The 25,473-nt window shown below is 43.1% G+C and carries 22 protein-coding genes; 12 read left to right on the forward strand and 10 right to left on the reverse strand.

Translation table 11 applies throughout. From position 1 onward, the window contains the following. Positions 1 to 5: 5 nt before the first annotated feature. Genes gspG through gspC form a run of 5 tightly spaced genes read right to left on the reverse strand, consistent with a single transcriptional unit; the run spans position 6 to position 6,237 of the window. Positions 6 to 443, reverse strand: coding sequence for a type II secretion system major pseudopilin GspG (gene gspG / locus R1T43_RS01245; protein WP_013786669.1), 438 nt, complete (start codon positions 441 to 443; stop codon positions 6 to 8). Further along, complete coding sequence (gspF, locus tag R1T43_RS01250) at positions 443 to 1,669, reverse strand: type II secretion system inner membrane protein GspF (RefSeq protein WP_317351987.1); 1,227 nt, start codon at positions 1,667 to 1,669, stop codon at positions 443 to 445. Before gspF ends, gspG begins: the two co-directional genes overlap by 1 nt. Position 1,670: 1 nt before the next feature. After that, positions 1,671 to 3,236, reverse strand: a complete 1,566-nt coding sequence (gene gspE / locus R1T43_RS01255; RefSeq protein WP_317351990.1) for a type II secretion system ATPase GspE — start codon at positions 3,234 to 3,236, stop codon at positions 1,671 to 1,673. A 1-nt stretch (position 3,237) separates the two neighbouring features. Then, positions 3,238 to 5,280, reverse strand: coding sequence for a type II secretion system secretin GspD (gene gspD, locus R1T43_RS01260; protein ID WP_317351993.1), 2,043 nt, complete (start codon positions 5,278 to 5,280; stop codon positions 3,238 to 3,240). Between the two features lie 18 nt (positions 5,281 to 5,298). Next, entirely contained in the window at positions 5,299 to 6,237 is a 939-nt protein-coding gene (gspC, locus tag R1T43_RS01265; protein WP_317351996.1) for a type II secretion system protein GspC, read from the reverse strand. Positions 6,238 to 6,373: 136 nt separating this feature from the next. On the opposite strand from gspC, the gene hslR reads away from it, so the two are divergent. The 5 genes from hslR to R1T43_RS01290 all read left to right on the forward strand — a co-directional run bounded on the left by hslR (position 6,374) and on the right by R1T43_RS01290 (position 17,354). Then, positions 6,374 to 6,769 (forward strand): ribosome-associated heat shock protein Hsp15, encoded by a 396-nt coding sequence (gene hslR / locus R1T43_RS01270; protein ID WP_013786664.1) that lies wholly within the window; start codon positions 6,374 to 6,376, stop codon positions 6,767 to 6,769. Between the two features lie 27 nt (positions 6,770 to 6,796). Beyond that, complete coding sequence (hslO, locus tag R1T43_RS01275) at positions 6,797 to 7,696, forward strand: Hsp33 family molecular chaperone HslO (protein ID WP_317351999.1); 900 nt, start codon at positions 6,797 to 6,799, stop codon at positions 7,694 to 7,696. Between the two features lie 275 nt (positions 7,697 to 7,971). After that, positions 7,972 to 9,534: a phosphoenolpyruvate carboxykinase gene (locus R1T43_RS01280; protein ID WP_317352002.1), complete on the forward strand. Its 1,563-nt coding sequence runs from the start codon at positions 7,972 to 7,974 to the stop codon at positions 9,532 to 9,534. A gap of 410 nt (positions 9,535 to 9,944) precedes the next feature. Further along, positions 9,945 to 16,931, forward strand: a complete 6,987-nt coding sequence (locus tag R1T43_RS01285; protein WP_317352005.1) for a SpvB/TcaC N-terminal domain-containing protein — start codon at positions 9,945 to 9,947, stop codon at positions 16,929 to 16,931. A gap of 9 nt (positions 16,932 to 16,940) precedes the next feature. Continuing rightward, the gene (locus tag R1T43_RS01290) at positions 16,941 to 17,354 is read left to right on the forward strand and encodes a hypothetical protein (protein ID WP_317352008.1); all 414 of its coding nucleotides are present in this window, start codon (positions 16,941 to 16,943) and stop codon (positions 17,352 to 17,354) included. An 83-nt stretch (positions 17,355 to 17,437) separates the two neighbouring features. On the opposite strand, the gene R1T43_RS01295 is transcribed toward R1T43_RS01290, so the two are convergent. Beyond that, positions 17,438 to 17,704 carry a hypothetical protein gene (locus R1T43_RS01295; RefSeq protein WP_317352011.1) on the reverse strand — a complete coding sequence of 89 codons (267 nt, stop codon included), beginning with the start codon at positions 17,702 to 17,704 and terminating at the stop codon, positions 17,438 to 17,440. A gap of 9 nt (positions 17,705 to 17,713) precedes the next feature. Next, positions 17,714 to 18,109 (reverse strand): hypothetical protein, encoded by a 396-nt coding sequence (locus R1T43_RS01300; RefSeq protein ID WP_317352012.1) that lies wholly within the window; start codon positions 18,107 to 18,109, stop codon positions 17,714 to 17,716. Positions 18,110 to 18,414: 305 nt separating this feature from the next. Here R1T43_RS01300 and R1T43_RS01305 point away from each other — a divergent pair, with 305 nt between their 5' ends. The 5 genes from R1T43_RS01305 (at position 18,415) to R1T43_RS01325 (ending at position 22,120) form a co-directional block, all read left to right on the forward strand. Further along, positions 18,415 to 18,891 (forward strand): transposase, encoded by a 477-nt coding sequence (locus R1T43_RS01305; RefSeq protein ID WP_317352015.1) that lies wholly within the window; start codon positions 18,415 to 18,417, stop codon positions 18,889 to 18,891. A 664-nt stretch (positions 18,892 to 19,555) separates the two neighbouring features. Further along, positions 19,556 to 20,539, forward strand: a complete 984-nt coding sequence (locus tag R1T43_RS01310) for a transposase (RefSeq protein ID WP_317352017.1) — start codon at positions 19,556 to 19,558, stop codon at positions 20,537 to 20,539. A gap of 153 nt (positions 20,540 to 20,692) precedes the next feature. After that, on the forward strand, positions 20,693 to 21,112 hold the full coding sequence (locus R1T43_RS01315; RefSeq protein WP_317352018.1) for a hypothetical protein: 420 nt from the start codon (positions 20,693 to 20,695) through the stop codon (positions 21,110 to 21,112). A gap of 189 nt (positions 21,113 to 21,301) precedes the next feature. Further along, the gene (locus R1T43_RS01320; RefSeq protein WP_317352021.1) at positions 21,302 to 21,628 is read left to right on the forward strand and encodes a hypothetical protein; all 327 of its coding nucleotides are present in this window, start codon (positions 21,302 to 21,304) and stop codon (positions 21,626 to 21,628) included. Positions 21,629 to 21,817: 189 nt separating this feature from the next. After that, positions 21,818 to 22,120, forward strand: coding sequence for a hypothetical protein (locus R1T43_RS01325; RefSeq protein ID WP_317352026.1), 303 nt, complete (start codon positions 21,818 to 21,820; stop codon positions 22,118 to 22,120). Positions 22,121 to 22,801: 681 nt separating this feature from the next. Here the strand turns inward: R1T43_RS01325 and R1T43_RS01330 are convergent. From R1T43_RS01330 to R1T43_RS01340, 3 genes are all read right to left on the reverse strand, one after another. Next, the gene (locus R1T43_RS01330) at positions 22,802 to 23,098 is read right to left on the reverse strand and encodes a hypothetical protein (RefSeq protein ID WP_317352029.1); all 297 of its coding nucleotides are present in this window, start codon (positions 23,096 to 23,098) and stop codon (positions 22,802 to 22,804) included. Further along, a complete protein-coding gene (locus R1T43_RS01335; protein WP_317352032.1) occupies positions 23,098 to 23,379 on the reverse strand; it encodes a hypothetical protein in 282 nt (93 codons plus the stop codon). The genes R1T43_RS01330 and R1T43_RS01335 overlap by 1 nt, the downstream gene beginning before the upstream one ends. 78 nt (positions 23,380 to 23,457) lie before the next feature. Further along, positions 23,458 to 24,402: a hypothetical protein gene (locus R1T43_RS01340; protein ID WP_317352035.1), complete on the reverse strand. Its 945-nt coding sequence runs from the start codon at positions 24,400 to 24,402 to the stop codon at positions 23,458 to 23,460. A 293-nt stretch (positions 24,403 to 24,695) separates the two neighbouring features. On the opposite strand from R1T43_RS01340, the gene R1T43_RS01345 reads away from it, so the two are divergent. Beyond that, a complete protein-coding gene (locus tag R1T43_RS01345) occupies positions 24,696 to 25,067 on the forward strand; it encodes a type II toxin-antitoxin system RelE/ParE family toxin (RefSeq protein ID WP_317352038.1) in 372 nt (123 codons plus the stop codon). Between the two features lies 1 nt (position 25,068). Beyond that, positions 25,069 to 25,374: a DNA-binding transcriptional regulator gene (locus R1T43_RS01350; protein WP_317352041.1), complete on the forward strand. Its 306-nt coding sequence runs from the start codon at positions 25,069 to 25,071 to the stop codon at positions 25,372 to 25,374. Positions 25,375 to 25,473 lie beyond the last annotated feature (99 nt).

Raw genomic sequence — 25,473 nt, forward strand, 5'->3', positions numbered from 1 at the left:
ATAACTTAGTTTAGGTATTCGTTGATATTCCAGTTACCAATGTCGTCATCGGTACCGGGTTCACCGTCTGGTCCATTTGAAAAAATGTCTACTACGCCTAATTCTCCTGGGCTAATTAGCGCATAGGGGTTACCCCAAGGATCTTCAGGTAAGCGCTTAATGAAGCCGCCTTCCGGGTAGTTTCTTGGAATAGGATCAAGAGTTGGCGCTGTAACCAAAGCTTCTAGCCCCTGTTCAGTCGTTGGGAACTTGTTGTTGCGAAGCTTATACATCTCAAGTGCACTTTCCATTTGCTGAATATCAACAGCGGCTTTTTTAAGTTGTGCCACTTCTTGGTTACCCAAAATTTGCGGCGCTACCATCGATGCCATAATGCCGATGATAAGCAGCACCACCATTACTTCAATCAAACTAAATCCAGAACTACGTTTTAAGGTTTTCATCAGATATTCACCATATTGTTTAAGGCCAAAATAGGCTGCAAAATTGCCATTACGATAAACAGCACTATGCCAGCCATCGACACGATAAGTAGAGGTTCAAATACTTTTAGTGAGACACCAATAAGGGCTTCAAATTCCCTATCTTGGTTATCGGCGGCACGGCCAAGCATTTGCTGTAATTCGCCAGATTTTTCACCAGATGCAATCATGTGCATCATCATTGGCGGGAAAATTTTTGTGTTATCGAGGGCAGCGCGCAAGCTGCTCCCTTCTTTTACATTAACGGCAGCATCGGCTACCTGATTCTTTATGTGCTGGTTTTCAAGTACATCACCGGAAATACGCATAGATTCAAGTAAGGGCACTGCACTGGCACTTAAAATACTCAAAGTACGTGCAAAACGAGCGGTATTAAGCCCGCGAGAAACTTTACCAATAAGCGGGAGTTTCAAAATCACTTTGTGAAATTTTAACTTCATCTTTTTCTGTTGAAGCACGCGCTGAACAATTACCGCCAATATAGCCACGACAATCAGTAAAATAAGGCCGTAATTTTGTAGCCAGGTACTCACCGAAATAAGCACTTGGGTAATACCTGGAAGGTCTTGCCCCATGTGATCAAATTGACCCACAATTTTAGGCACAACTACCGTGAGCAGTAGCATCACAATGCCGAAGGCGAAAAACAGCATAAGTGAAGGGTAAATAAGAGCTTGGGTAATTTGACTGCGAGTTTGCTGGCGTCGTTCTGTGTAATCGGCAAGGCGATTAAGCACCGTATCTAAGTGACCGGATTTTTCACCTGCCGCCACCATGGCGCGGTATAAGTCGTCGAACACACTGGGGAATTCAGATAGCGCATCGGCTAAACCATGACCTTCTACCACTTTGCTTCGAACGGCCATCATCATGTTCTTTTGACGGGGCTTTTCACACTGCTCGGCAACCGCCAGTAAGGCTTCTTCTACCGGTAAGGCAGATTCTACCAAGGTGGCCATTTGGCGAGTTAACAGGGCAAGATCTGAGGCTGAAATTCTCGGTTTAAAAAACGAGAAGCCACCACTTTTACCGTCACTTTTTCCGCGCTCGGTAACTTGTTCTACTTCTAAAGGAATGAGGCCTTTTTCACGCAGTTGCTGGCGCACTTGGCGAGCGTTATCACCTTCCAGTACACCATTTGCGTTACGGCCACGGTTGTTTACCGCTTTATAAGCGAAGGCGGCCATACTAATCCTCCTTGGTTACACGCAGGACTTCTTCTAAAGAGGTAACACCTGCAAGTACCTTACGACACCCATCATCCCGAATACTGGGGGTAGAGTGCCTGATATATTTTTCAATGGCCTGTTCACCCACGCCTTCATGCATCATTTCGCGCACTTTCTCATTCACCAGTAATAGCTCGTGAATACCCGTACGACCTCTGTAGCCGGTTTGGTTACATGCGGCGCAGCCGGAGGGTTGGTAAATGGTAAAGTTGTTATCGGCGTCAATATTAAGGGCTTCACACTCTTGAGAGTCGGGCGTGTGAGGTGTCTTACACTCTTTACAAAGTGTACGCACTAAGCGCTGTGATAATACTGCCAGTAAACTTGATGAAAGCAAAAAGGGCTCAATACCCATATCTTCTAAACGGGTGATCGCGCCAGCAGCGGTATTGGTGTGAAGGGTCGATAACACTAAGTGGCCGGTTAAACTGGCTTGAACCGCAATTTGTGCGGTTTCAACGTCTCGAATTTCCCCTACCATCACCACATCGGGATCTTGTCGCAAAATCGCTCGAAGGCCGCGGGCGAAAGTCATATCTACACGGGGGTTTACCTGTGTTTGACCAATACCGGGTAAGTCGAATTCAATAGGATCTTCTACGGTTAAAATATTGCGGTCGCGAGAGTTTATCTCGCTTAGGCCTGCATACAAGGTGGTACTTTTACCAGAACCTGTTGGGCCGGTAACCAAAATTATACCGTGAGGTTTTCTAATTAACGAAGAAAAATGGTCGCGGTTTTGCTGGGTCATGCCTAAGTCTTTTAGGTTTAACCGCGCGTTGTTTTTATCTAATAAACGCAGTACCACGCGTTCGCCGTGGCTCGATGGCATAGTAGACACACGAACATCTACCGCACGGCCTGCAATACGAAGGGTAATACGGCCATCCTGAGGTACTCGTTTTTCAGCAATATCAAGCTTTGCCATTACCTTAATACGAGAAACTAGCATGGAAGAGAGTTTACGATTTGGGCGTAAGATCTCTCGCAATACACCATCTACACGAAACCGAACCACTAATTGGTTTTCAAAGGTTTCAATGTGAATATCTGACGCGCCTTCTTTTATCGCTTCACCTAGCATGGCATTAATCAGCTTGATGATAGGGGCGTCATCTTCGTTATCTAATAAATCTTCGGTATCAGGTAACTCTTCAGCCAGCGCAAACAAATCGCTTTCGTTACCTAAATCTTCCATTAACTGTTTTGCTGCAGAACTATCGCGCTGGAATGCAGTGGTTAGAAAGCTTTCGAACTCATCAGCAGCAATGGTTTTAGGTACAAAAGGTTCGCCATAAAAGCGGCGGACTTCGGCAAACACTTCAAAAGGCGTGTTTTCCGTAAAATACAGCACAGCAGGCGTCACGTTAGTTTCAAGTAAAACCTGATTGCGCTTTGCAAAGCTAAACGAAAGCTGACGAGGGCCAGCTTCGGCTTCTGGTAAGCCTTCTTCGCCAGCCATAGCTTCGAGCGCTTCTTCCTGTGCCTCTACCGCAAGGGTGAGTTGCTCGTCTTGACCTGCCATATTACTCGTTACCTTCATCAAGGTTGTCTTTTTCAGTCAGGTACTCTTCAAATGAAGGCGGTAATGAAAGTTCATCATCCCAGTTCGGCATGCTTGGCGTTTCAGCATTAGGCATTAAAGAAATACCTTCTTGCTGGCGCTTAAGTTGTAAGGCACGAATGTAGTTGTACTTACGATGACTGATAGAATTCATAGTCGCGCCGTCACGCACAATAGTAGGCTTTAAAAACACCATGAGATTACGCTTACGTTTGCTGGTAGATGTTGACTTAAACAAGTTACCTAGAATAGGAATGTCGCCTAATAAAGGCACTTTAGATACGCTTTCTTGTACGTCTTCATCAATCAAGCCACCTAATACAATCGTGCCACCATCATCCACAATAACCGTGGTTTTAATTTCACGCTTGTTGATAGAGATATCTACTGAAGTAGCACCACTTACGCTTGATACTTCTTGTTCAATTAGCAGTTGTACCGCGTCTCCTTCGTTAATTTGCGGTGTGACTTTAAGTTTAATACCCACTTCTTGGCGGTCGACCGTTTGGAAAGGATTTGAGTTATTTGAGCCTGTAGATGTACCGGTAATAATGGGTACTTCTTGACCTACAATGAAATAGGCTTCTTCGTTATCCATGGTCGTTAAGTGCGGCGTGGCCAATACGTTTGAATTGGTGTCTGTACTTACAGCTTGTACGACTGCGCCCCAGCCATTATCAATAATACCCGCAATTAAGCCATTCGCGCTGCCCAATAAGCTGGCAAGAGAAGTGTAATCACCTTCATCGGTATCAGTTACAGTGTACGGTGAGCCATCGTCTGATACGTACGTTTCTGTTTCGGTAGTGTCTTCAGCTTCTCTAATCGCGACCGCCAAAGAACCTACAGGGATTACACCATTGCTGAACTGAGTACCACCGCCACTTTCAGACACCCACTGTACACCCAAGGTAGTGCCGTCACTTTCAAACACTTCAACAATAATCGCTTCTACTTGTACTTGTGCACGGCGAATATCAAGCTGACGTACCACTTCTTCTAGTGAGCGCATCATGTCAGGTTCCGCAGTGATCACTAACGCATTAGAATCTTCATGGGCATCAATGCTGACATCACGGTTAGACGATCCACGGCTGTTGGTGCTGCCACTTTTCTCTTCTGCTTGAATACTGGCTGACACTCCCTGTAGTACTTTCACTAGGTCGTCGGCTTTGGCGTAGTTAAGAAACATTACGCGGGTGTTACCGCTGGTTTCTAACTCCTGATCCATGCGCTGAATAAGGTTGATTAAACGTTGGCGGGCTTTAATATCACCGCTCACAATGACTGAGTTAGTGCGATCGTCGGCTACCACACGAGGGTCTGACTTAGCACCGGTATTGGTCTTGCCTTGTGATTTGTTAATGCTGTCGATAATACGCACCATTTCAGAGGCTGAAGCGAAACGTAGCTTCACAATCTCAACTTCTTCATCACCTGCACGGTCAACACGTTCAATAATTTCAACCAAGCGGTTTACTACGGCTGCGCGGCCAGTAATCATCATTACGTTTGAAGGGTCGTGGCTTACTACATTACCACCGCCGGCTTGGTCATTAAGCTGACGTAAAATAGGCGCTAATTCTCTTACCGGTACGTTATAAACAGGCACTACTCGGGTGATCATTTCATCACCGTCTTTCGCTGAACCTTCTACGACAGGAATGTTTGATGTTTTAGCATCTTTAGAGCGAACGACTTTTAAAATTCCGCTCGGCATTTCAACGACAGCGAAGTCGTAAACCTGAAGCACGTTTAAAAAGAATTGATAATACTGATCTTCAGTGAGCATATCGTAGCTGCGAACGCTAATTTTACCGCGAACATTGGGGTCGACAATAATGGTGCGTTCTAAGTTCTTGCCCACAATATTAATGAACTCACTAATATCAGTGTCTTTAAAATTAGGCATATATTCAGCGGCTGTTACCGAGAAACAAAGAAGGGCCGTACACAGCGCTGTGCTTAGGCGAGATAACAATTTGTGGCTAGTGCGCCTTTTCATTCTGTCTTCCTTTAATTCTTATTCTGCTGATGGCTCAGGCAAATCGAGATAGAGCGTAGTAAAACTGCCATCACGAATGATTGTAAGTTCAAGATTCTGAGCATTGCGAAGTTCAGATAGTGCTTCTTGGGATTGCTGCATGTCTGTCAGATCCAATCCATTAATTTGTGCAATAACATCGCCGGCTTGAAGCCCCGCTGATTTAAATAATGCGGGTTCTTTACCTGGACTAACTTGATAGCCGATAAGTTGCCCTTCTTCGGTTTTTGGCGAAATAGAGATAAAATCGGTAAAGCTTGCTGGACGTTCTCGCAGTGAAGTGGTGGCTTCTATGGCCTCTTCACTCAATTGCCTTGCATTGGGTTCGTCTCGTTCATTAGGCTCTGGCTGCGGACGACGTTTAGCTTGCTGTTGGCGTCGCTTGTTCGCTTCGTCGTAATCAATGCCATCTAACATTAAGGTTTCGTTTCTAATTCCATTTTTAATGATAACCCTGTCGCGGAATACTTGCTTCAGAGTGGCATTAGTACCTTCAATTTTTTCACCCAAGCCATACACTGCTTGGCTATTGCGATTCTCGATAACCGCAGTACTAGACTCTTCATCTGAGCTTGCCACCACACCGGTAAGCGTAAGGTTAAGACGCGTTTCAGGCGCATCAGTAACGGGGGCTTCTTCTACCTTTGCAGGCACCGCTGCTGCATTACCAAATAAATTTAATTGTTGTATTTTGCGTATGTTGACCCCACTTTGCCCTGAAGCCGTAGAAGGTATGGGCGCAAAACTCACTGCGGGAGTCGCAGATAATTGAGGTTCAGGTATAATTCGCCATATTAGCTTGGCGGCAAAGGCTATTAAATATAGGCTCAGCAGCACCACAATTAACGTGTGAAGTTGTTTTTGGTTCTGGTTTACAAAAACAACCAGAGACTGTGGATTGAGTTTATCGAATGTCATGTCGCCACTTGATGGTACTGCTTATTATAAAAGTGAAAATTTGGTTAACCGCGCTTTATCCGACCCATCATAGCCTAGTCGAGGTGGGGCTCACAACACTAAAGCCGCACCGTTACGAAATTATTACAAAGGTCTTATGGAAACGAACAATACATCACAAAATGTGAGGCTAGACAAGTGGCTATGGGCAGCAAGGTTTTTCAAAACCCGCGCCATTGCCAGAGACATGGTTCAGTCAGGAAAAGTTCACTACAACGGACAGCGCACTAAGCCCGGCAAGAATGTAGAGCTTGGTGCAGTGATAAAAGTTCCCTCAGGTTGGGATAACCGTGACGTTATTGTTCGAGGACTCAGTGATAAACGACTTAGTGCAGCACTTGCTCAAGACTTATATGAAGAAACTGAGACAAGTGTAACAAAACGTGAAGAAAACCAAGTTGCACGAAAATTGAACGCTTTTCATAGTCCTAAGCCGGAACATCGGCCAGATAAAAAACAGCGCAGACAAATTATTAAATTTAAGCAGCAGTAAAAGTACGCTGCCTAACAGGACAAGTTTATGAGTGATTTCGACAAATTACATCGATTTTTATTTACCCAAGCAAACGTTCGCGGCGAATTAGTTCGTTTAGATGAGAGCCTAAAGCAAATTGTGCACAGCTATGAATACCCTGTACAAATTCAGCGTTTGTTGGGGCAGTTGGCAGCGGCAACATCTTTACTGACGGCTACGCTTAAATTTAAAGGCGAAATTGCCTTACAAATTCAAAGTAAAGGGCCAGTGAGTTACGCAGTAATTAATGCCACCCATGAACAAACATTTCGTGGCGTTGCCCGCTGGGATGAAAACCTTGAAACGCTTCCAGAAGCGTTTGATGAGTTACTTACCGAAGCGGTATTGGTGATGACAATTACCCCTGATGAAGGCGAGCGTTATCAAGGTATTGTGGCACTAGACAAACCAACATTAGCTGAGTGTTTAGAAGAATACTTCGCCCAGTCAGAACAGTTAGCCACTCGCGTGCACTTAATGACTGACTTGCAAGATGAAAACAACGCCAGAGCGGCGGGTATGCTGCTTCAAGTATTGCCGACAGATGCTAGCGCGACTGACATAACCCAAGCTACAGGGTTTGATCATATTGCGACGTTAACAGAAACCTTAACGGAAAAAGAAATGTTCTCGTTGTCGGTAGAAGACATTCTTTATCGTTTGTATCACCAAGAAGAAGTGGAAGTGTACCCAGCGAAAGCGGTTAGCTTTGCGTGTACTTGCTCTAAGGAACGCAGTGCAGAAGCGCTTCGTAACATCGATAAAGCAGAGCTGTTATCCATAGTAAAAGAAGATGGCGACATTAAAATGAATTGTCAGTATTGCCATGCAGAATATCGTTTCGATAGTATCGATATTGAGGCGATTCACAGTGGTAATGCACCTTCACCTGATACTAATCAATAAGGGCGGGCGCCCCGACTCTTAAAAAAGAAAACCTCTTAATTCACTTCCCTTTACAGCACTTGTTGTAAGGGGAGGTTGATATAAATACCACGAATCCAATATTGTCTCCTTACTCCAAATAAAAATGTAATTTTATTACGTTTTTTTCGAAAGTTGATCCAGATTAATAATCAGTATTCTTTATAGAAATAACGCTATGCCTTTATTTACTTTAGACTCGGTTAAATGATACTTTTTGAAAGTGCTATTGAAAGATTACATTGAGGGTTACGGTTATGAGTGTAGCAACGTCTTTGAAAACGGATTTAAAAATCTCTCCACTGGTTGATTTGCCCAGCGCCGAATTAATCGAACGCGCGATTAAGCGTGGCGAGGGTGTGTTGGACACTAACGGGGCTTTGGTGGTTGAAACTGGCGAAAGAACCGGTCGTTCACCAAATGATAGGTTTATCGTTAAAGAGTCTTCCACTGAAAGTGAAATTGATTGGGGTAAGGTTAATAAGCCATTTGATGCCAATAAATTCGATGCCTTGTGGAATAAAGTAGAAGCTTACCTTACTACTCAAGAACACTTTTTATCTCACCTTCAAGTAGGCTCAGATCCTGCGCACGCACTTCCCTTAGAAGTAAGAACGCAAACCGCATGGCAGCACGTATTTGCTCGTAATCTTTTCATCGTACCTGAAAACTGGAATGCGAATAACGAAACGCCATGGCAGGTACTCAACGTGCCTGGCTTCGTTTGTGAGCCAGAGCGTGACGGCACCAACAGTGATGGTGTTGTAGTCATTAATTTTGCAAAAAAACGTGTGCTCATTGCTGGCATGAGATACGCCGGTGAAATGAAAAAAGCCATGTTCTCGGTTCAGAATTTCTTACTTCCCGCGAAAGACATATTACCCATGCACTGCTCTGCCAATGTAGGCGAGCAAGGCGATGTTACCTTGTTCTTTGGTTTGTCGGGTACAGGTAAAACCACGTTATCTGCCGATCCTAAGCGCTTTTTAATTGGGGATGATGAACACGGTTGGGGAGAAGGTAGTGTGTTTAATATTGAGGGCGGTTGCTACGCAAAATGTATCGACCTTTCGCAAAAGAACGAGCCGGTTATTTGGGACGCCATTAAGTTTGGCACTATTTTAGAAAACGTTGTGCTAGACGATACTCGCACCCCAGATTACAAAGATACTTCGCTAACACAAAATTCAAGAGCTGCTTATCCGTTAAGCCATATCGAAAAACGCGTTGAAGCAAACCGTGGCGGCGAGCCACGCTCTGTCGTGTTTTTAACCTGTGACGTAAGTGGTGTGTTACCGCCAGTGTCAGTGCTAAGTGAAGAAGCTGCGGCCTATCATTTCTTAAGTGGTTACACCGCGAAGGTAGGCTCTACAGAAATTGGTTCAACCTCAGACATTGAATCGACCTTCTCTACTTGCTTTGGCGCACCCTTCTTCCCACGCCCAGCTGGCGTGTATGCCGAGTTATTAATTAAACGTGTTAAAGCGTTTAACGCCAAAGTGTACTTGGTGAATACCGGTTGGACTGGTGGGCCTTATGGTACTGGTCAACGTTTCGATATTCCTACTACCCGCGCCATTATCGATGCCATTGTATCCGGTGATTTAGCCAATGTTGAAACCCAACATATTGAAGGCCTAAACCTTGATGTACCTGTTGCAGTATCAGGCGTTGACGAGAAATTATTGGTGCCTAAGCAAACGTGGGACGATGCAGAAAAATACGAAGAATATGCGCAGAACCTAGTAGATAGCTTCAAACAAAATTTCGAAAAATACGATGTTAGTGACGCCATTGTTAAGGCAGGTCCTGGCAACTAATTCTCGCTGCGTTTTTAGGGGCGCAGTTAGATGTTAGGGGAGGCAACCCTTCCCTTCCCAACCTTCATCACACTCAACGTGATTGATGTTTTGCCCGCGCTTAGCCGCGGGCTTTTTTCGTTTGGTCGTAAATGAATGTAAATGAGATTGACTAAAACAAAAATTTGATAGGGTGTTTATAGTGTTGTAATCTCGAATTATGTAAAAAGTTTCTTTTAAGTTAACACTCACATGCAATTTTTTATCTGCATTAATTGGGTTGTACATGAGACTAAGCTATTACCGGTTAGGTAAAAAACATCGCTCCTAACTCGACTTTTTGCTACCGCGATTTATCGCAATACATATAAAAATATAAAAATTATTTGAATTGCTCATTTTGAGAATTCTGTTTGTAAAGGATTACGGTAATGCAAATTAGCCGCTCAGTTTTAGTTCTCTTGTCAATGTTATTAATGCTAATTAGTAGCATTGCAGATGCCAGTGAAGACCAACCTTCTATTTATGAAAAGAATGGAGTTTATTACTTAAAAGCTTCTCCCACGTGGATCCCTATCAGTGGCTCAAGATTTGTAATAGTTCCCGTTTATGACGATGGTGACATAATAGAGTTAAAGCGCTCAGGCAATGGTTGGGTTTCAACAGCCATTAGTTTTTCACAATTTAATTCAATATCACCAACGATAAAAACGGGTTCTACATATGAATATGCAGACGTTAATGGCGATGGATTAAGTGATTTCTTAATAGACCTGCCGGGAGAAGAGTTGCAGTTGCAGTTACTTGCTTCCTCGGATGGTGGATATCTTGCCAGCAATGTTTCTACTATTAATAATACTAATTGGCTTACTAAAGGCGGCAGCGCAGCTGAGCAGAAATTCTCAGCCGCATCGATTGCTTCTACAAATTTCAATGGGCAAACTTCAGGCTCGCCTAGTGTTTCAGGGGGGGCCGCAGCGTACTCTATCCCTATCGATGTTGTCCCAGGGCGCGCGGGAATACAACCAGATATTAGTCTCCAATACAATAGTAGGTCAGGTGTGGGTGTTGCGGGAGTAGGCTGGTCTCTCAATGCTAATAATTCAATTTCCCGATGCGCAGCTACACTGGCTCACGATGGTGTAGTTGGAGCAATCAAGTTCAGCTATTCTAGCGATAAACTTTGCTTAAATGGTCAACGCTTGATAAACGTTTCAGGATCATATGGCTTTGCAAATACCGAATACAGATTCGAAATTGATAACTTTACTAGAGTGTTTCAAAGAACAGGTAACACTGATTCAAGCTCTACCTATTTCGAAGTTAAAAGCCCAGATGGTTCAATTTCATATTATGGGCAAACTACTGGCTCAAAAGTTTCTCCAAGTGGCACATCAAAAACACTGTCTTGGCTACTAAATAAGACTAAAGATGTCAGTGGTAAAAACCACATGAGCTATTACTATACCAACTATGGTGCAGGCGAAAAATTATTAACAAGTATTAAGTACACAGGCGATGGCACTACAGATGGAAATCGTAAAGTTGTATTTGTGTACCAAAACAAAAGTAAGCCCAGAAATTCGTATCTTTGGGGCACACTAACAGAAAGCACAAAACGATTAGATTACATCGACACCTTTTACAATAACTCTCGCGTTAAACGCTACAACCTTAGCTATAGTGCAAGTCGAGCATCTGGACGCGACTTGCTGTCAAACGTACAGGAGTGCGGTTATATAGGAAGAACACTCTGTAAAGAAAAAACGTCTTTTAATTGGAGTGATGATACGCCTTCAGTCGCCTTTGAACGATTCAGTTTCAATTCTAATGTGATGTATTCGTCTGAGAAGAAAATTGAACACATACTTCCCAGAGGTGATATCAATGGTGATGGCGTAAGAGATTGGAAAGGGTATTTTGTTAACGCAGAAGGTAAGTTAACTGGTACAACAACAAAGTCAATTAACCCTTGTCATACGAACCTTTATAAAAGGGTAGTGGTTTGTGCCGAGGGAGATTTTAACAAAGATGGCTTAACCGATGATTGGAGAAACCACAACGGTACGCTTCAGTTAAAACATTCATCAAATACTAATGGAAGTAGCTGGTTTTCAACCGGAATTTCATTAGCGAAAAAGAACACTTACTACTCAAACTTCCAAGACGACCATATTATGAACATTGCCGATTACAATGGTGATGGCTGGCCAGATCTAATGGTTTACAGGTTTGAAGATTATGAAAACGCTAAATTATGGTTTTATTCTCACACGGGTAACGTTTCTTCGCCTTATTCTGCACAACCTAAACTCGTTTATACTTTTCAATCGACAGGCAGGGTTTCTAGGCCATCAGAAATTAGACCGTTAACATCTGTCCAATTTATGGGCGATATGGATGGTGACAGTACTCCAGATTTATTGATTGCGAAACATAGTACAAATTCTAAGTACAGCATTGAATATCCTCAGCCTCAGCCATTGGGGTTCTTGTATAATTCGGGTAATGGTTATAGTTACACTACATCATCTTTTTCATATGTTGCTAGTGGTTCTTCGTGGGGGTCAAAAACTTTTTTCACCTATTTCACCGACATCAATGGCGATGGTTTGCAAGATTGGATAGGCTGGAAAGAAAATCCAGACAGTGACACTGAAAGTTTGTTAGTTGCCAAACTGAACAAAGGCAATAGGTTGTTTGGTGAAGAGCAACTTATTCAAGGTGACAACCTTGCAACTAAATACTCCTTTGTTTTCTTTCCTGGTGGTGGAGACGCAGAATTTACCGCACCTAAGTATGGCCAGGCTATCAAAGTGGCCGACATAGATGGCGATGGCATTGCAGAATTGCTTGAGCCAGGGCAACGCTTAGTAACGGGATGCATGGAAGTCACTGATCACAATGGTCGAATTCAACGGCGGTGTGGTGATAGTATTTATGGGGCGTATAGAACGAGTAGTGAATCAGTTGCGCACATTAATGCTAGCGAGAATGACGATAGTATTTATAAATGGAACGCATTTCACTTTAGTCAAGATTCAAACGGCACTATCAGACTAACAAAAAAATCAACTAATTATATTGGCCATGGCTATCAATCCGCGTTCGTAGATAGTCATGGTAAAGGTTTACCTGATCTAGTATCACTGCATACTAAGACGTGGCCTACAAACAGTTTTCAAAATACTGGAAGTGGAACTGTGATGGCCGCTCATTTTGAAAATTATGGTGCGTATTATAGTCGGAATAAAGGGGCGGCAAGAGGCAGTGAGCTTTACCTTCCTCATGACCTTCTTGAATCGGTTTCTGCACCTAAAGGTGTGTCTGCGACATGGAAATATCGCCCCCTTAGTAGTGATGAATACGATAGATCCGGCACTAACGCTCAACCTTATTATGAAACCGATTTCGATTACACGGAACAGTTAACGGGTGGGGAAGGTGAATACCTTCATTTTGCATCAAGTATGTATACCGTTGCTGAGTTTAATATTGATAATGGAGTCGGTGGAAAAAACAAACATCTTTATCGCTATAAGGGCGCTGTTTTCAACACGAAGGGACGCGGCTTCATGGGATTTAGGGAAATTACTCATGAGAATGTAGCAGCTAAAACCATTTCAGGCGTTGAATTTGGTCAAATGTTCCCTACGACTGGGTTAGTTGAAGCCTCTAGCGTAACAGAAGTTGGGCAAACAAGACCTTTCATAGTTACGACCAACGATTGGGTAGAAACATCAGCTTATAACGGAACGAATACTTATAAGCTTCACAATGCGAGACAAATAAAGCGAGAGTACGACGTAAACTCTTTGTACTCGCAGTTATCTGCAACGACTACCAGTATTGCGCAGTCTGATATTGACGCAAGAGGCAACGTACTTAAAAGTAGAACGGTAAAGGTCGATGAGTATAGCGAGTTAGAAATCATTAATACGGCTTCTTATAGTGCTTCAAATGATTGGCCGCATAAGCTTAATTGGAAAGCGACAACCTCCCACCTAAGCCCCAAAAATAGCTCAGTGTTGTGGGGAACCACCAATACCTTCTCACGCTCATCTTCTACCAAAATAGAACAGTGGGATACTGTACATAGAAAGCCGAAAGTTGTTGTTTCTACTGGTTCATCCAGTAAATTTTCCCGCAGCCAGTGCCTAAGCACTTCAAACGTAACGCCATGTAGTGTGGTAGAGACTACTTACAATAGCTATGGTTTACCCTCAAAGCAGCAAACAAAAGGCGTTGTTTTGAAGGGAAGTGGGAATAGCAAAGCGGTTGAAACGCGCACAGTAAGTACCACTTATTCAGATAATGGTTCTACAGAAAGTGCTAAGGGGTACTTCCCTTTCAAATCAATTCATGAGAACGGAAATTATGATCTTGTAACGACCGCGCAAACTAGTCCATATTTTGGCGGCGTGGAAAAAATTACAGATGCTAATGGGTTAGCTACTTCTACAAAGTACGACAGTTTATTTAGGCCGACTGAAATTAATGCGCCTGGTGTCGCGAAGCAAACGTTTAATTACTCTTCGCCAGATAGTGCAAAAGGTTCTCAACATGTGCTTTACATGGTTTCTACAAGCCAAGCAGGCATGCCTGGAACAAAAACGTACATGGACGAATTAGGCCGAAGTTTGCGCGAAGCTACTGAAGGTTTTGGCAGCGGGCAATGGAGCTTCATTGATAAACGGTACAACGCGCTAGGTCAACTAACGCATGAGTCCCTGCCCCATGGTGGTACTCCGGTTTATACATACTTTTCTGGTTACGATGTTATTGGAAGACTAACTGGAAAAACAACGCCAGCTGTAGATAGCCGCGAAGATTTTACCACTGAATATACTTATTCAGCGCTAAAAACGGAAATTGAAACTTATGCTAGCGATGGTCATAATTTATCGATGAGCCGTTCTCACGACAGCAACGGCTTACTGATGCAAACCACCGACGCAAAAGGTGGTGTAACACGTTATGGATATGATTCTCAAGGCAACCCTGTAGTTATTGAAGATGCTGCAGGAAACCAAATAGTGGCGCATTACGATAATTTTGGTCGGAAGCTTTGGGTTGACGATCCTAATCAAGGTAAAACCACCTTTACCTACAACGCATTTAGTGACTTAGAAAATGAACTTGATGCAAATGGTGATTACCAGCGTTACGACTACGATTTATTAGGCCGGGTGAAACAACGCTATTCTAGTGACGGAAATGCAACGTTTACGTGGGATACTAGAAAGCGTGGTTTGTTATCAAAAACATCTGCGTCAGGTGTATCGAAAGAGTTTTATTTCGATAGTTTGGCACGACCCAGCGAAGTAAGAACCTCCATAGACGGCACAGTTTATTCTACTAAAACTGCTTATAACGCTAGCCACGGCTTCGTTAAGTCCATTACCTACCCGAACGGGCTTAAGGTCGCTATGGACTATAATAGCAGGGGCTATTTAACAACGGAGAAAAATGCGGCAAGTGGCTATGTTTATCGTAAAATAAACGAGCAAGACAGTTTAGGAAATATCAAAAAAGCGAGTATTGCTAACAATAAACAGCAAGGTGAATACTTGTATAGCCAACGAACGGGCCAAATGTTGATGAGTTTAGTCACGGCAAATGGTTCGAATGTACACTATCTTGATTACGACAACTACGACAGCTACGGAAACCTGCGTAGCCAAGTGAACCGAGCAGTAAGCTCACCCCAACGAGATACTTATTCTTATGACAATCTGCAAAGGTTAACGCGTTCTGCAATCAGTGTTGGTAATACGACGACTTATATCGATTATGGTTATGACGCAGTTGGGAACTTGAAGAAAAAGTCGGATTATTCTACCAATAGCAATAGTGCGTATTTATATCAAAGTGGCACAAACAAAGTGACTTCAGTGGCACTTAAAGCCGGTGGTACAGCGACGTTTGGTTATGACAGAAAAGGCAACTTAATTAAGCGAAATAACGTTACCGAGTTTACTTATAACGTTATGAATAAGCCCACGGTAATTAATCGCCTAGGCTCGCGAGTTTCACTTTCTTACGACGCTGATTGGACGCGATTTAAGCAAGTTAGAACAGTAGATGGTAAAGCAATCACTACGCATTACATCGATAAGCTGTATGAAGTTGAAAAAGAAGGCTCAAATACAACACAAACGTCTTATGTCAGTGATGTTGCGGTTATTGTTGAGGGCACGAATCAGAAGAAAATACGCTTTACACATAGAGATAGATTGGGAAGTGCTACCACTCTCATGGATCACAATAACAACGTGATGGCCTATCGTTTTTATGACCCGTTCGGGAAACCGCGTATGGGTGACGGCAGTTTAATGCAAAGTTTTGGTAAATCCGCTCGTCTTGGAAATAATTTACTAGATGTAGATATGTCTACACGACGTGGTTTTACTGATCACGAGCACTTGGATGAAGTTGAAATCATTCATATGAATGGCAGGGTGTATGATTACAACCTTGGTAGGTTTATGTCGGTTGATCCTTTTGTGCATGGTGGCTCGCAAGGTTTGAATCCATATTCGTATGTTATGAATAATCCATTACGATTTGTTGATCCTACAGGTTATACAGCTGAATCTCCTGAGGAAGAACGAAAACCTTTAGAGATTGTAATTCGTTGTGGAGGAAATCAACCATCGTGCGGTGATAAGGATGAGGGTAAGACTGATGGAGTAATAAGTACCCACAATAAAGAAGGTAGAGAGGGAGATTCAAAGCGAGATAACAAGCCTAAAAGTAATGGTTCAGAGGGGCAGCCTCGCAATGAAAAACGAGATATACCTGTTAGCGATATCGGTTCAATGGGAACTCTTGCGCTTCAAACATACAGTGGAGTCAGTAACGGGAGTGAATCTAAGGGGTCTCATAATCAAAATCCAACCAGACATTCATCGACAGTCACTCCATCATGGCATAAATATATACCCGTATATGGCTCCATAATGCAGGCAAAAGAAGATTTTCAAAATGGTAATTATGGATGGGCAGTGTTTAATTCAGCCATGGCTGTCTCCGATGTTTTCCTTGTTAATGCTATTGCAAGAGCAGGAATGAGGGTTGCAATGGGGACAGCATGGAAAAAAGGATCTCATACTTGGGCTGCTACAAGGAGATGGTTAGGGAATACAGGGCAAGCAGCCAAAGGGCAACACGTACATCATTGGTTTGCACATAGAAATCAAGGGCCTTTCAAACACCTTCCCGATTCAATAAAGAATCAGCCTTGGAATCTGATGAATATGCCAAGTGCAGCAGTTCATACTGCCATTCATGGTAAAGGAAGAAACCCATACAACTTGGCCGGCAAGCTTTATTATGGAACTCCTCAGTGGGCAAAGGCGGCGAGCGCTTACGCTGGAGGAAGGTTAACTAATGAAGTTGCAAATGAAAATTATTAAGGAGGGTGGGTGTTGTTTCCAGCTGTGTTGTTAGGTCATGATGGCTCTATAGAAATTATCAAGCATGAACGACAATTAAAAGTTTGTGGTAAATCAGCCTTGAGTAATAAGTTTTATGAAAAAGCTTCTTTAATAGACTCTAATAGAGATATCATCAATTTTGATGATATACAGCTTGAGAAAAATCACGGTTGGTTTAGCGGATTTAGTATCTTTTCGGAAAGAAAGGTCGAGATATCGTTTCAGGAAATTAAGGTTGTAGAAGGAGCTTCACTGTTAGAGGTTGTACAAAAAATTATTAACTGTATGAAGGTTGATGAGTATTTTTGGGAGTCTACTGGAAGTATCGAATCTATTGAGAAGGAGCTACTTGAAAGCAGCGACTTTTCACATTTAATAGAGGTGCTTTCCCGATACTTATAGGACCAAAGCGGTCGTAGTAAATTGATTTGCCATGACATGTAAAGCAAAGCTTGCCCCGATGGCAGGCTTTGTTGTTTCTGGGGTTAGGCTGCCAGTTCATGTTCAGCCTGTTTGCTGGCTTCTTGCTGTGCCTCCTTTTCGGCTTGTTGTTCAGCAATGTACTCACTGGCCATGGCCTTGTGTTTATTGATGCTCATGCAGCGTGCTAAGGTTTTCAGCCGTGTTGCCATATCAGGCGTTTGGCCTTTATCGGCCTGTCCGCTTTGGGCATCCAGCTCTTGGCCGTTCACGAACCAGTGGCATTGGTCTTTGTGGCGGCTTCCGGCTACGTAGCTTGCGGCCCTGTCCATGGCGGTGGTTTACAGCACAAAGGTATCGCCATCGATGGTCGCACCTTGTGATGAATAGACCGTACAGGCATAAGCTTGCACCAGTTGCAGTCTGCCTTGCTCATCGGAGTAATCCGATTGATAAAAGCTCACGGTACGGCCTGAATCGAGCTTGACGGTAAAGCGAATATCATCCTCAAGCTGTAACACCTGAGTAATGGTGCCTTGCTCACCATTGGTGAAATCGCGCTTATAGTCGTTCTTGGTAAAGCGTACCCGCTCACCCTTTGAGAACGCAAAATACAGACTCTGATTGGACACCACGCATTCGGTTAAAATGTTCTCTGTGCCTAGCTTACCTTGGTCTTGATAGACGGTGCGCACCAAATCATTTAAGGGTTTAACGTCTTTCCAGCGCTGCGCCATTATCATGGTTTGCTTGTCGGGATTGGCCTCCACATATGAATTAAATAGGACACCCACCTTAACTGGCCCAAGGTTCAATTACGTGGCTTGTTAAAATAATCCAATAATTAAATAGGACATCCACCATAACTGGTCCAAGGTTCAATTACGTTGTTGGTTAAAATAATTGAAAATAGCGGTCATCAAAGTTTATATGGTGGCCGTGATGCCAATAGGACACCCATCATAACTGGCCCAAGGATCAATTACGTGGTTGGTTAAAATAATCCAAAATAGCGGTCATCAAAGTTTATATGGTGGCCGTGATGCCTAGAGCCAGAAATTCTCAAATCAGCTTGTCAGAAACCCCCTACTATCACTGCGTATCACGGTGTGTACGCCGTGCTTTCTTATGCGGTGAAGATAAGCTTACAAGCCAAAGTTATGAGCATCGTCGCCAGTGGGTTGAAGATAGAATTCACTACCTTACTGAAGTATTTTCCATTGATGTATGTGCCTATGCAGTAATGAGCAATCATACGCATTTAGTACTACACGTTGATTTAGAAAAGATAAAAACAATGACCTCTGAGGAAGTGTTTACCAGGTGGCATAAAGTGTTTAACGGCACGCTGTTAACACGCCAGTATCTGGTTGAGGAAAGCCGAGAGCGCATGCGAGAAGCACAACTAAAAACCATTGAGGCAACGATAGCGGTATGGAGAAAGCGCTTATGTGACATTAGTTGGTTTATGCGTTGCTTGAATGAATACATAGTAATTACTATGGACAGGCATCGTTAATTAAACTGGACACCCACCGTAACTTGAATTCAAATCCAGCTTCGGCGGGGTTTATATTCAATAAAAGAGAACTAATAGGACACCCACCTTAACTGGCCCAAGGTTCAATTACGTGGTTGGTTAAAATAATCCAAAATAGCGGTCATCAAAGTTTATATGGTGGCCGTGATGCCTAGAGCCAGAAATTCTTAAATCAAGTTAAGCGGGATATCCACTAATTAAACTGGACACCCACCGTAACTTGAATTCAAATCCAGCTTCGGCGGGGTTTATATTCAATAAAAGAGAACTAATAGGACACCCACCTTAACTGGCCCAAGGTTCAATTACGTGGTTGGTTAAAATAATCCAAAATAGCGGTCATCAAAGTTTATATGGTGGCCGTGATGCCTAGAGCCAGAAATTCTCAAATCAGCTTGTCAGTAATTAAATAGGACACCCATCATAACTGGCCCAAGGTTCAATTACGTGGTTGGTTAAAATAATCCAAAATAGCGGTCATCAAAGTTTATAAAGTTACATGGACACCCACGATAACTGTCATAGGGTTCAATTACTTCAAGCAATTAAATAGGACACCCACCATAACTGGCCCAAGGTTCAATTACGTGGTTGATTAAAATAATCCAAAATAGCGGTCATCAAAGTTTATATGGTGGCCGTGATGCCTAGAGCCAGAAATTCTCAAATCAGCTTGTCAGAAACCCCCTACTATCACTGCGTATCACGCTGTGTACGCCGTGCTTTCTTATGCGGTGAAGATAAGCTTACAAGCCAAAGTTATGAGCATCGTCGCCAGTGGGTTGAAGATAGAATTCACTACCTTACTGAAGTATTTTCCATTGATGTATGTGCCTATGCAGTAATGAGCAATCATACGCATTTAGTACTACACGTTGATTTAGAAAAGATAAAAACAATGACCTCTGAGGAAGTGGTTACCAGGTGGCATAAAGTGTTTAACGGCACGCTGTTAACACGCCAGTATCTGGTTGAGGAAAGCCGAGAGCGCATGCGAGAAGCACAACTAAAAACCATTGAGGCAACGATAGCGGTATGGAGAAAGCGCTTATGTGATATTAGCTGGTTTATGCGTTGCTTGAATGAATACATAGCACGGCAAGCAAATAAAGAAGACCAATGTACAGGTCGATTTTGGGAAGGGCGATTTAAATCACAAGCGCTACTTGATGAAGCAGCATTAATGGCGTGCATGACTTATGTTGATTTAAACCCTGTAAGAGCAAAGATGGCAAATACACCTGAACACGCTAAGCATACCAGTATCCAATACCGACTCAATGCTGCAAAACGCAAGGTAGCACCTAAGTACCTTATGCCGTTTGTAGGTAACCCAAGAAAGAATATGCCAAAAGGATTGCCATTCTCGTTGATGGATTATGTTCAGTTAGTCGATTTAACTGGTAGGCAAGTGCGAAAAGATAAAAGAGGAGCGATAGCAGATACCGAACCGCCTGTTATAGCTCGCTTAGGGTTAACCGCAGAGCATTGGTTTGAACTTGCAACAACGTTCGAATATTGTTTTTCAAGCGCCGCTGGAAAGCTGGAATATCTTGAAAACTATTGCAAAAGCCAATGTATGCAGCGGGTTTCTAGCCGGGCTAATGCTATTAGGTTGTTCACTTAACTGTTAATTCTACATTGATTAAATGAATATTTACTTCGAACTTAACGATGATTTAGAAACTGTCTGTATATGAAAGGAGTGGTTAGTATTTGTATGTTATTTTTTTGTGTACGTTGAAATATCAGGGTTACATGTACATTAATAAAAGTATAAATGAAAGATTCTAATGGCCTTATAAACATGCTAGCTTTATTTGTGAATTATCAAATAAATATGGGATTGGGTTACGTGATAAATTTTAAACATTTATTCTTGAGCTTTGCTCTATTTCTAATTAGCTTTAGTAGCTATTCTGCAAGTTGGAGCTATGGAAAAATTACTAAATTAGAATCGTATGCTAACTCAGTATATGTACAATGGGATGGCCCAAATACTGAAAATTGCACTCAGCAAACGATAATTATGTCAGCAACAACTCTCGGCAGTGAAGCAGCTCTAGAACGAAGTTTTTCAATAGCTCTGGCAGCAGTCGCTTCTAACAGTTCAGCACTATTCCGTTTGGTCGGCTGTGAGAGAGATAGGCAAAAAGCCGTTGCTGTTCAATTTTGCGCAAAAGATAATTGTGCGTACTAATTAGATAGAATAATTGGACGCCAAAAACTTACTATAGAATTGAACTTCGATAAATACATAATGTAGGTTCAGCGCTTTCCTAGCTATATGGTATTAAGGTGAGTAATTCAATAAATGCTGAATGACAATACAGCTTCCGAACAAAATTATATTGGCTTAGTATAAGTTAATTTTTTAAAGGATTAGATTATGAAGTTAAGATGGATCTTATTTGCCTTTTTTTTATTTGGTACTTTCGTAACTAAAGCAGATGGTTTAATTACAAGTATAGTGTTTTCAGGTCCCGACGATCCCTCACATCAGGATATTGTGCAAATTCAACTGGAAGGGGGATTTTCTGAATTTACCAATTGTAATAGCTCATACTCGGCAATCCGTAACACAGAAACTAGAGAGGCTATGATTAGTTTTGCTCTTTCAGCCTACTTAGCAAAAATACCTGTCGCTGTGAAATTAAACTCAAATGACAAGTATTTTTCTGACAGGTGCACTATAAGTCGTATTTATGCCCAGTAAAGAAGTGGGAGCCACCTTATTGTGGCACACCCACTCCGGTCAAGTTTAGAAGTAAGTTATGATATTAAGCGTGGGTAGTAAATCGTAACGGTATCTAATCACAGATACGGCTGTAGCAAAGAGCTATTTGATTTGTTAGCTTTACGTAGTATGGAAGCTCCAAAGATTAAAATTAGGATTTGTATTAAAATGATAAAAATCACAGTATTTACAGCATTAATTCTATTTTCAAGTATCGTGAATGCTTGGACGCCGAGTGGCTCCTCACTAACGGTAAAAGGAATTATCGAATGGGAAGGAAACGAGCATGTGGTAGTTTGGTTGTCTAATGATATAAAATGTTATGTCCCTTCAAACGAGTCCAATCTCATTAGTTTTGTATATGCCCTTTACTTAAATCAAAAGTCGGCCTCATGGCACTGTCATGATGCAGAGACAAATGTGGGTGGATATAAAGCGCATCGTTTGCACCGTGTGGTTGCACTTCAGTAGCTCGTATCTTTATAAATGGCTGTTAAGCGAGCTTAAATGTAATTTTCTCGACTTTAAAAACGAGTGAAGTTATCGAAAATTAAATCAAAGTATGTTTTGCCCGCTTCTGAGTGACTTATACTAAAGGCTTGGTAGTTTAAATAGGGAACCCACCTTAACTGGCCACAAGTTCAACTACCAGATTAGTTAAAACAAGCCGAAATAGCCGTCATCAGGAGGCGGGATGGCATTAATTTGATAAGTAAATTTTAACTGTAGTAAAAAGAATATAAATGTGTCAATGAATAAGTATCGAGGTTATATTTTTATCGGTGCCATTGACGATGCACTTGCCAACTGTTAGGACACCCACCGTAACTTGAAACCAAACTCCTCGTTTGTTGAGTTACTTTTGATTAGAATTAGCAACTAATGGAATTACCCATGAAGAGCGATATTCTCTTCACCATATTGTATCGTAGATAGAGTTGGGTGGTGTTCATTTATGAAAACTAAGGAAAGTAACTAAAGGAAAGTAACTAAATAGGACACCCACCATAACTTGAATTAAATAGGAAATTAAATAGGACACCCACCATAACTGGCCCAAGGTTCAATTACGTGGTTGGTTAAAATAATCCAAAATAGCGGTCATCAAAGTTTATATGGTGGCCGTGATGCCTAGAGCCAGAAATTCTCAAATCAACTTGTCAGAAACCCCCTACTATCACTGTGTATCACGCTGTGAAAGACCCAGTGCCAGTCACGTTCAATCAATGCTTGCCAGTAGCCAAGCCAAGGGCGTAAGGAATGGTCAAAGACCAAACCGGATACGCTATCCAGCCAATAGTCGATATGGACGCTTAACGCTGGCCATGGCGTAAGCCATGACCACGACCAGATAAGCAGACCGATGAAGGTAGGCAGCCAGACAATACCTGCTACCGTGATAATGCTCGCCCAATCTTGGCGACGATACGAAGTGGGTAGTGTACTCATTAGAATTTCACTCCCTTATCGTGCGATTGGCTTAGGGCTTGTTTGTGATCTTCTGCGGCCAAGTCCAAGGTGGTGCAGAGCATCTCAAATTGGACTTTGCGTTGACGCTGTTCAAGTTTGAGCAAAAGCTGTTGCAATTGTTGTTGCTCTTGGTAATGTGTCCAAAAGCTTCGAATGACATCGGCCACCGTGCAACCACGGCGCTCTGCTTCAATTTGCAGACGGGCGTGATCCTCGCCAGAGAATCGTGCCGTTACGGCTTTGTTTAAGTGTTTATTCATGGGGGAAATCTCCCGTTGCGTGAACAAGTTCAAGGGATTCAGGCTTTGTGCACCGTGGTAGCGGTGCACAGAGCGAAATCATTCTGGCAGTACCAGATACGGGAGTTTGTGAGCGATGACGCTGCGCCAGCGCGGCCACCACCGGTGAGTGGGGTTTGTGCTCATAATCTCTTGTTCGCTAGGAACCGAGTTGAAGAATCTCAACGTAGCGTGATCTGGGTGCTGTAGCTCTTCATCAAGGCGGTACAGATCGTTACGCACGGTTGAGAAACCGAAGCCGGGCAGCTTCAGACAGTCTTCATTCAACAGTTCACAGGCGAGTTTGGCGATGGCCTCACGGGTCAACGTGGGGTCGTCATACTTGGCGTAAATGGTCAATCCAAACAAATCTCGTCGTCGGCGTTCAGCATGAGACAGCCCATCCGCGAACAGACGTTGCTGAGCGTTACTGACGTAACGGGCTTTCATCTCGTCTAAGTCGGGGATGTAGTCTTTTGTGGCAGGCTTTGCGGCCAAGGCCCGCAAGGGCCCGACCAAGTCATGAGTCAGTAAGTCTTGCGAGTAGGCCCATTTGCAGAAATCCTGAGGGCGGATGTACTGCTCACCGTCTTTCTCAATGATCACCAACTCTTCGAGCAATACCGCATCTTTGATGGCGTCTAACAGGGTTTCACGCTCTTCACGCCAGCCGTTGTAATATTGCCCCGGCTCAAGGTGGTAACACAGCGGATCCATGCCCACACCCAAGCAGGCAGCCTCAGGCACCGTCCACAGTTTACGCTCGGCGTATTCCTCCCAGATCCAATCGCGGATGTCCATTAGCGGGAAGACGATTATCTGTAAGAGATCATCAGGGATTTGGCAATCCCGCTGCGCGTATTGCACCTCCTGACGGCGCAAGAGCTTGGATGGCTCAAACGGGTGACCCTCTTTGAGCAGCAAGCGAATCGCTTTTTGCACGCGTGTTTCAGCTTGTTTGTAAATGTCCGAATGAATGTCCGGGTAGTTTGTATCAAGTGTCATTTTATATTCCTCTTGGTTGCTTGAATGACACTGACATAATGGAAGATTGAATTTGTTGTAGATACAACAACGAACAATGGGCATGAAAAAATGCGGGTTTTACGACATTTTTAGCGTGACACATCGGCATCGTCCATAACTGCCAGTCACACCCTATGGTGACACAATTTTTTTAAAACGCCGGGCCGAAGTGAAAAAATAATTGATTTAGTTAAAACGGGTGCATCAGCTATGACAATTTCGATTATACAAACTGTGTCACTAAGTGTTATAGTGTAGGGTGTTGGAAGGGAATGAAATGCGCATATATAAATCAAAGTGGTTCACGAAGTGGGCCGATAAAAGAAGGACTGACGGATGATGCCCTTAAAGAGGCCGTCAGTGAGATGGAAAAAGGGTTAATTGATGCTGATCTCGGTGGCCATGTTTATAAAAAGCGTGCGCCCATTGAAGGTCAGGGTAAGAGCAGCGGCCTGCGAACTATTCTTGCATTTAAGGTGGGGAACAAAGCCTTTTTTATGTATGGCTTTCCTAAAAATGCGCGGGATAACATCGACAGTAAAGAGCTAAAAGCGTTTAAGCACTTGGCAAAAGAATTGTTGGGCTACAGTGATGCTCAACTGAAAAAAGCCCTTAAAACGGGCAGCATGGTAGAGGTGAAATGAGATGAAAGACAGTATCTTAGATGTCATACATGACACAGCAAAAGAGTTAAACGATGCAGGCGTGATGGATAAGCAAACGCTGCGCGAGTTTGATGCGCTGTGCCTGCCAAAAATCGAAGCCTATGATGCTCGCCGCATTCAGGCTATCCGTAAAAAAGCCCATGTGAGTCAGGCTGTGTTCGCCGCTTACCTAAACACGACTGCATCAACGGTCAGGCAGTGGGAGCAAGGCGGTAAAAAACCTCGTGGTACTTCGCTGAAATTGCTTAATTTGGTGGCCACTAAAGGGTTAGAGGTCTTGGCTTAATCATCGCGACGCGAGAAGGTGACAGCACTTGTTGGAAAACTAGGAAAACTAAATATGACACCCACCTTAACTGGCCCAAGGTTCAATTACGTGGTTGGT

Origin of the sequence: Alteromonas sp. CI.11.F.A3 (genome assembly GCF_032925565.1) — a bacterium.
Lineage (GTDB): Bacteria > Pseudomonadota > Gammaproteobacteria > Enterobacterales > Alteromonadaceae > Alteromonas.

Bases quoted from the DNA above. Each gene is read 5' to 3' on its own strand.
- gspD (WP_317351993.1), bottom strand. From the start codon at position 5,280: ATGAAAAGGCGCACTAGCCACAAATTGTTATCTCGCCTAAGCACAGCG.
- R1T43_RS01305 (WP_317352015.1), top strand. From the start codon at position 18,415: ATGCCTAGAGCCAGAAATTCTCAAATCAGCTTGTCAGAAACCCCCTAC.
- R1T43_RS01295 (WP_317352011.1), bottom strand. From the start codon at position 17,704: ATGGACAGGGCCGCAAGCTACGTAGCCGGAAGCCGCCACAAAGACCAA.
- R1T43_RS01300 (WP_317352012.1), bottom strand. From the start codon at position 18,109: ATGGCGCAGCGCTGGAAAGACGTTAAACCCTTAAATGATTTGGTGCGC.
- hslO (WP_317351999.1), top strand. From the start codon at position 6,797: ATGAGTGATTTCGACAAATTACATCGATTTTTATTTACCCAAGCAAAC.
- R1T43_RS01330 (WP_317352029.1), bottom strand. From the start codon at position 23,098: ATGAGTACACTACCCACTTCGTATCGTCGCCAAGATTGGGCGAGCATT.
- gspF (WP_317351987.1), bottom strand. From the start codon at position 1,669: ATGGCCGCCTTCGCTTATAAAGCGGTAAACAACCGTGGCCGTAACGCA.
- gspC (WP_317351996.1), bottom strand. From the start codon at position 6,237: ATGACATTCGATAAACTCAATCCACAGTCTCTGGTTGTTTTTGTAAAC.
- R1T43_RS01280 (WP_317352002.1), top strand. From the start codon at position 7,972: ATGAGTGTAGCAACGTCTTTGAAAACGGATTTAAAAATCTCTCCACTG.
- R1T43_RS01320 (WP_317352021.1), top strand. From the start codon at position 21,302: ATGAAGTTAAGATGGATCTTATTTGCCTTTTTTTTATTTGGTACTTTC.
- R1T43_RS01325 (WP_317352026.1), top strand. From the start codon at position 21,818: ATGATAAAAATCACAGTATTTACAGCATTAATTCTATTTTCAAGTATC.
- R1T43_RS01315 (WP_317352018.1), top strand. From the start codon at position 20,693: ATGAAAGATTCTAATGGCCTTATAAACATGCTAGCTTTATTTGTGAAT.
- R1T43_RS01335 (WP_317352032.1), bottom strand. From the start codon at position 23,379: ATGAATAAACACTTAAACAAAGCCGTAACGGCACGATTCTCTGGCGAG.
- hslR (WP_013786664.1), top strand. From the start codon at position 6,374: ATGGAAACGAACAATACATCACAAAATGTGAGGCTAGACAAGTGGCTA.
- R1T43_RS01340 (WP_317352035.1), bottom strand. From the start codon at position 24,402: ATGACACTTGATACAAACTACCCGGACATTCATTCGGACATTTACAAA.
- gspE (WP_317351990.1), bottom strand. From the start codon at position 3,236: ATGGCAGGTCAAGACGAGCAACTCACCCTTGCGGTAGAGGCACAGGAA.
- R1T43_RS01350 (WP_317352041.1), top strand. From the start codon at position 25,069: ATGAAAGACAGTATCTTAGATGTCATACATGACACAGCAAAAGAGTTA.
- R1T43_RS01345 (WP_317352038.1), top strand. From the start codon at position 24,696: ATGAAATGCGCATATATAAATCAAAGTGGTTCACGAAGTGGGCCGATA.
- R1T43_RS01285 (WP_317352005.1), top strand. From the start codon at position 9,945: ATGCAAATTAGCCGCTCAGTTTTAGTTCTCTTGTCAATGTTATTAATG.
- gspG (WP_013786669.1), bottom strand. From the start codon at position 443: ATGAAAACCTTAAAACGTAGTTCTGGATTTAGTTTGATTGAAGTAATG.
- R1T43_RS01310 (WP_317352017.1), top strand. From the start codon at position 19,556: ATGCCTAGAGCCAGAAATTCTCAAATCAGCTTGTCAGAAACCCCCTAC.